At 38.6% G+C, this 5,958-nt stretch carries 5 protein-coding genes and 2 pseudogenes; 2 read left to right on the forward strand and 5 right to left on the reverse strand.

Annotation, left to right across the window (positions count from 1 at the left end):
- Nucleotides 1-428: 428 nt before the first annotated feature.
- The 4 genes from glnA to HT728_RS06540 all read right to left on the reverse strand — a co-directional run bounded on the left by glnA (nucleotide 429) and on the right by HT728_RS06540 (nucleotide 4,104).
- On the reverse strand, nucleotides 429-1,775 hold the full coding sequence (gene glnA / locus HT728_RS06525) for a type I glutamate--ammonia ligase (RefSeq protein WP_001122886.1): 1,347 nt from the start codon (nucleotides 1,773-1,775) through the stop codon (nucleotides 429-431).
- Nucleotides 1,776-1,811: 36 nt separating this feature from the next.
- Nucleotides 1,812-2,168 (reverse strand): transcriptional repressor GlnR, encoded by a 357-nt coding sequence (glnR, locus tag HT728_RS06530; RefSeq protein WP_000659547.1) that lies wholly within the window; start codon nucleotides 2,166-2,168, stop codon nucleotides 1,812-1,814.
- Nucleotides 2,169-2,244: 76 nt separating this feature from the next.
- Nucleotides 2,245-2,772: an aromatic acid exporter family protein gene (locus tag HT728_RS06535; protein ID WP_054393254.1), complete on the reverse strand. Its 528-nt coding sequence runs from the start codon at nucleotides 2,770-2,772 to the stop codon at nucleotides 2,245-2,247.
- Between the two features lie 135 nt (nucleotides 2,773-2,907).
- Nucleotides 2,908-4,104 (reverse strand): phosphoglycerate kinase, encoded by a 1,197-nt coding sequence (locus HT728_RS06540; RefSeq protein WP_049496377.1) that lies wholly within the window; start codon nucleotides 4,102-4,104, stop codon nucleotides 2,908-2,910.
- A 211-nt stretch (nucleotides 4,105-4,315) separates the two neighbouring features.
- Here HT728_RS06540 and HT728_RS06545 point away from each other — a divergent pair.
- Both HT728_RS06545 and HT728_RS06550 read left to right on the forward strand, forming a co-directional pair.
- A pseudogene (locus HT728_RS06545) lies at nucleotides 4,316-4,837 on the forward strand (biotin--[acetyl-CoA-carboxylase] ligase); the annotation flags it as partial.
- Nucleotides 4,838-4,987: 150 nt separating this feature from the next.
- Nucleotides 4,988-5,506, forward strand: a pseudogene (locus HT728_RS06550) (transposase); the annotation flags it as partial.
- A 54-nt stretch (nucleotides 5,507-5,560) separates the two neighbouring features.
- Here HT728_RS06550 and HT728_RS10660 read toward each other — a convergent pair.
- On the reverse strand, nucleotides 5,561-5,958 hold a 398-nt coding region (locus HT728_RS10660; protein ID WP_240156597.1), incomplete at its 5' end, for an LPXTG cell wall anchor domain-containing protein.

The raw sequence follows: 5,958 nt of genomic DNA on the forward strand, positions 1-5,958 counted from the left end.
GAACTTCTCATAATGTTTCTTATGTGCTTCAAGTATATAAAAAGGCGTAAAAATACGCCTATAGATAATGGGGGTGAAATAGGTTTATTGTTGATGAGATTGTAGATAATTCAATTTTTTACTTCCAATCGAATATTCAAAACCTCCACCTTTTCTGCCTGTAATTGTTCATCATAAAATTCAATATCTTCAGGATTTTCCCCTTGGCAACCTCGGCAGAAATATTCTTCCGCTCGATCAGGATTCAAAAATCGACAAGCACAAACAAAACAGTCTCCATCATCATTTATTGAGATAATAAAGAATCAAGAGGATTTTTCGAAAAATAAATAGCGATCGAAATCGCTATTTTAGGGGTTATAAGTATTCGATTGCTTAGACTGCTGTATGACTGCTTACCCTCAGGTAATCTTTCTTCTATATTAGTATTAGTAAAGGTCTAAATAATTATCAATTTCCCATTGTGAAACGAAGGTTGCATAACTTGCCCATTCGATTCGTTTGGCTTCAAGGAAACTAGTATAGATATGTTCTCCAAGAGCTGCTCTGACAACCTCATCTTCTGTCAAAGCTTTCAAAGCGTTGTGAAGAGTTGATGGAAGGTCTGTAATACCAGCTTCCTTACGCTCTTCTGCTGTCATGATGTAGATATTTTCTTCGATAGGAGCTGGTGCTTCGATTTTGTTTTCAATACCATGCAAACCAACTTCCAACAGAACCGCCATAGCGATGTATGGGTTTGCCATCGGATCCACTGAACGCAACTCAAGACGAGTTCCCATACCACGTGAAGCAGGCACGCGCACAAGTGGCGAACGGTTACGACCAGCCCAAGCAATGTAAACAGGCGCTTCATAACCCGGAACCAAACGTTTGTATGAGTTAACCGTTGGGTTCATGATGGCAGTATAGTTGTAGGCATGCTTAATCAAACCACCAAGGAAATGGTAGGCCGTTTCTGACAACTGCATTCCTTTTGGATCATTTGGATCAAAGAAGGCATTGTTTCCTTCTGCATCAAACAAGGACATATTACAGTGCATACCTGATCCGGCAATACCAAATTTTGGTTTTGCCATAAAGGTTGCGTAAAGTCCATGTTTGCGAGCAATGGTTTTAACAACGAGCTTAAAGATTTGAATCTTATCACAAGCACGGAGAACTTCATCGTACTTGAAGTCAATCTCGTGTTGTCCAACAGCAACCTCATGGTGACTCGCTTCTACTTCAAATCCCATTTTGGTCAAGACATTGACAATCTCACGACGTGTATTGTCCGCAAGGTCAGTAGGCGCCAAATCAAAGTAGCCACCCTTGTCATTCACTTCAAGTGTTGGATCTCCATTTTCATCCAACTTAAATAGGAAGAATTCTGGCTCTGGACCAAGGTTGAAAGATTTGAATCCTACTTCTTCCATGTGACGAAGAGCTCGTTTCAAATTACCACGAGGGTCCCCCGCAAATGGTTCACCTTCTGTTGTATAGACATCACAGATCAAACCTGCAACACTTCCATTTTCATCTCCCCAAGGGAAGACTGTCCATGTATCCAAGTCTGGGTACAAGTACATATCTGACTCATTGATACGTACAAACCCTTCAATAGAAGATCCATCAAACATAGCCTTATTTGACAAGACCTTATCTAATTGTTCATCTGTAGCAGGAATTTCGACGTTTTTCATGGTTCCCAAAATATCTGAGAACATGAGACGGATAAAGGTAACATTTTTTTCCTTGACTTCACGACGAATATCTGCAGCTGTGATTGGCATGAGTTTTCTCCTTAATGTATGACTACTTGCGGTTGCCTAACCGCGACCAAAAGGTGACTGTACTGAAGCAAAGCGACCCTGTTGGAGGAGTTCATTGTGAAGTGCGCGGCGCACCTCAGTCTGACTCACCGCTTTCTTGGATTTCGCTTCACGTTCAGCATATTTTTTCTTAATGGCAGCGATATTATAACCTTCAGAAATATAATCTTTGATTTCAAGTAGACGATCCATGTCATTCAAGGAATACATGCGACGGTTCCCTTCGTTTCGATCAGGCTTGATCAACTCTTGATCTTCATAATAACGAATCTGACGCGCCGATAGATCGGTCAACTTCATAACACTGCCGATAGGAAAAACAGCCATATTTCGGCGAAATTCTTTTTCCTTCATTTACAATTTCCTTCTTTCTGTCTATTATAGTCTAAAAAAAGACAAACGTCAATTGATAATGTTACAAAATGTAACATTATTTTTCTTTTTTTTCTAAAAGGAGCCGAATACGATCAATATCGTAATTTACGAGAATTGCGACAAAAACACCCATGAACGTTTCTGATACACGCGCAAATACGTACAAAATTGTTTCGCCACTCGGAATCGATAGGGTAATGATTAACATAGCCGCTACACCACCAATAACCCCTGCTTTGTTATTCATGGCTACATTTGTCATAATGGTTAACATGGTGCAGATTGGAACAACAACTAAGGTTACCCAAAAGGCTTCGTGGAAAAAACTATTTATTAGGAAGAAAACCAAGGCATAGAGGCCACCGATACTATTTCCTAAAATACGCGAAGTCCCAAAATGAACACTCTTATCAAAACTCTCCCTCAAGCTAAAAACGGCTGTCAAAGCACCGATTTGAAGACCTTTCCAACCAAAAAAGCCAAAAATCAAGAGAACTAGAAAAACAGCAATTCCTGTTTTAAAGGTTCGCATACCAAGTTTGAACTGGGATTTATCGAATTTATATTTTTTAAAATAACTCATAATCTCAACTTTCTATTTCCATTTTATCATAAATTGGCTGATTTTATGAGCAATAGTTGAGAGGAAGCGTTTTTATTTTAAGCAAAAGAAAAGAGGAACTTTCATCCCTCTCTTATTTGATTCATTTAGTTAATCTTATTTTTCTGTAAGTGCAGCCAAACCTGGCAATACTTTACCTTCGAGAAGTTCCATTGAAGCACCTCCGCCCGTACTAATCCATGAGAACTTGTCTGCACGGCCAAGGTTAATCGCTGCAGCAGCTGAGTCACCACCACCGATGATTGATTTAACACCTGGTTGTTTCACGATAGCATCCATCACACCGATTGTACCCGCTTGGAAGTCAGGGTTTTCAAACACACCCATTGGTCCGTTCCATACAACTGTTTTAGCACCAGTCAAAGCCTCGTCAAATTTAGCGATAGATTTTGGACCGATGTCAAGACCAAGGAAGCCTTCAGAAACTGCTTCACCTTCAGTATCACGAACTTCAGTGTAGTCAGCAAATGCATTTGCTTCTTTTGAGTCAACTGGCAAGATCAATTTACCGTTTGCTTTTTCAAGAAGAGCTTTCGCAACATCCAATTTATCTTCTTCTACAAGTGAGTTACCGATTTCGATACCTTGTGCTTTGTAGAATGTGTAAGTCATACCACCACCGATAAGGACTTTATCAGCTTTTTCAAGCAAGTTTTCGATAACACCAATCTTGTCTGAAACTTTTGAACCACCAAGGATAGCCACGAATGGACGTTCTGGAGTTTCAACTGCTTCTTGGATGTAGGCAATTTCGTTTTCAAGAAGGAAACCAGCAACTGCTTTTTCAACGTTTGCTGAGATACCAACGTTAGATGCGTGTGCACGGTGAGCTGTACCGAATGCATCGTTTACGAAGATACCATCTCCAAGTGATGCCCAGTATTTACCAAGTTCAGGATCGTTTTTAGATTCTTTTTTGCCGTCAACATCTTCGTAACGAGTGTTTTCAACCAAAAGAACTTGTCCATCTTCAAGAGCGTTGATAGCTGCTTCCAATTCAGCACCACGAGTGACACCTGGGAACACAACATCTTGACCAAGTTTTGCTGCTAAGTCAGCTGCTACAGGAGCAAGTGATTTACCAGCTTTATCAGCTTCTTCTTTCACACGTCCAAGGTGAGAGAAAAGAATTGCACGTCCACCTTGTTCGATGATGTACTTAATAGTTGGAAGAGCTGCTGTGATACGGTTGTCGTTAGTGATTACGCCATCTTTCAATGGTACGTTGAAGTCAACACGAACGAGGACTTTTTTACCTTTCAAGTCAACGTCTTTAACAGTAAGTTTTGCCATGTTACAAAAACCCCTTTATTTATTTTATTCGAAACTATTATATCACACTTTGGGAATATAAGGAAAGATTTCACAATATTTTTCGATATTTAATCTCCATGGTAACTTCTCAAAGTAACTTCCACTTGGATGACCAAAGTGGAAATTAGTCTAAAACGGATTTTTATGGTGGAATTAAGTATGAGACGTTTGAGTTAGAAATGAGGTCCACTATGACAAAATAGCATCCTACACACTACTTGTAGCTGGAGCTATCTACAAAGCTATTAAGAACCTAACTTTAATAGATGTCGACATAAAATGGGTCAACGATATCTACCTCAAAAATCATAAAATTGGAGGAATCCTTACTGAAGCAATGACCTCTGTAGAAACTGGCTTAGTCACAGATATCATTATTGGAGTAGGTATCAATTTCACTATTAAAGACTTCCCTCAGGAATTAAAAGAAAAAGCTGATAGTTTATTTAAAGTACCAGCACCTATAACAAGAAATGAATTAATTATCGAAATATGGCGTGCTTTCTTCGAAACACCAGCAGAAGAGCTATTATACCTATACAAAAAACAGTCATTCGTTCTTGGAAAAGAAGTCACTTTCACACTAGGGCAAAAAGACTACAAGAGACTTGCTAAAGATATCTCTGAAAGTGGTAAACTTTTAGTTCAATGTGATAACGGAAAAGAAATCTGGCTAAATAGCGGAGAAATTTCACTAAAAACTTGGAAATAATAGTAAAGTTATATAACAAAAAATAAACTATATAAAAAGAAAGAAATTTGTCCTTTCTAGAGCTTAGCTTTTCAGCTATATAATATTTGTAGTGGGTAAATCCCCTATGGATATTATGGAGCCTATTTTGTTGTAGAAAAAAGTCCCATAAGATTTATACAAAACATGAATCAATTTGAGCGAAAATCCCATGAATACAAGGCTATCAAGCGCTACTGGAAGCTCATTCAACAGGATAGTCGTAAACTCAGTGATAAGCGTTTTTATCGCCCTACTTTTCGTATGCACTTAACCAATAAAGAAATCCTAGACAAGCTTTTGAGCTATTCAGAAGACTTGAAACACCACTATCAGCTCTATCAGCTCTTGCTTTTTCACTTTCAGAATAAGGAAGCTGACAAATTTTTCGGTCTCATTGAAGACAATCTAAAGAAGGTCCATCCTCTTTTTCAGACTGTCTTTAAAACCTTTCTAAAGAACAAAGAGAAAATCGTCAACGCTCTTCAATTCTCCTATTCAAACGCCAAACTGGAAGCAACCAATAATCTTATCAAACTTATCAAGCGCAATGCCTTTGGTTTTCGGAACTTTGAAAACTTCAAAAAACGGATTTTTATCGCTCTGAACATCAAAAAAGAAAGGACGAAATTTGTCCTTTCTCGATCATAGCTTTTCTTCAACCCACTACAGTTGACAAAGAGCCCAAAGGTATCTCTTTAAAGATTAATTATCTTCCGTTTTGCGTTTAGTCGCAGCCAAACCAAGAACAGAAGTGAGTGTTAACGCACCTAACAAATTCATAGCAACTGAGTCAGATCCACCTGTGTTTGGTAAAACTTTTTTGCCAGTCAAGTTAGTTCGAGAATTATCACCTGTCTGAATCTCACCTTCAACATTAACGTCGTTTGGTTTATTTGTGTTATTTGTATTAGTCAATTTAGACGAATTTTTATATTCTGAAGTACTTGGTGTGACATCACCGTTCTCAGGGGTCACCGTATAAGATGTAGTGCGTTTCACAACATCGTTTCCGACTTTAAGGTATTCAACCTTGTCTTTCACTTCACCTGGTTTAACGATTTCGTCATTAACATTCGGTGTAACATCACCGTTCTCAGGGG

The organism is Streptococcus sp. 544 (assembly GCF_013277385.1).
In the GTDB taxonomy this organism is placed as follows: Bacteria; Bacillota; Bacilli; order Lactobacillales; family Streptococcaceae; genus Streptococcus; species Streptococcus mitis_BA.

Excerpts from the sequence above, each read along its gene's own strand:
- glnA (WP_001122886.1), bottom strand. The coding sequence starts at position 1,775 with ATGCCAATCACAGCTGCAGATATTCGTCGTGAAGTCAAGGAAAAAAAT.
- glnR (WP_000659547.1), bottom strand. The coding sequence starts at position 2,168 with ATGAAGGAAAAAGAATTTCGCCGAAATATGGCTGTTTTTCCTATCGGC.
- HT728_RS06535 (WP_054393254.1), bottom strand. The coding sequence starts at position 2,772 with ATGAGTTATTTTAAAAAATATAAATTCGATAAATCCCAGTTCAAACTT.
- HT728_RS06540 (WP_049496377.1), bottom strand. The coding sequence starts at position 4,104 with ATGGCAAAACTTACTGTTAAAGACGTTGACTTGAAAGGTAAAAAAGTC.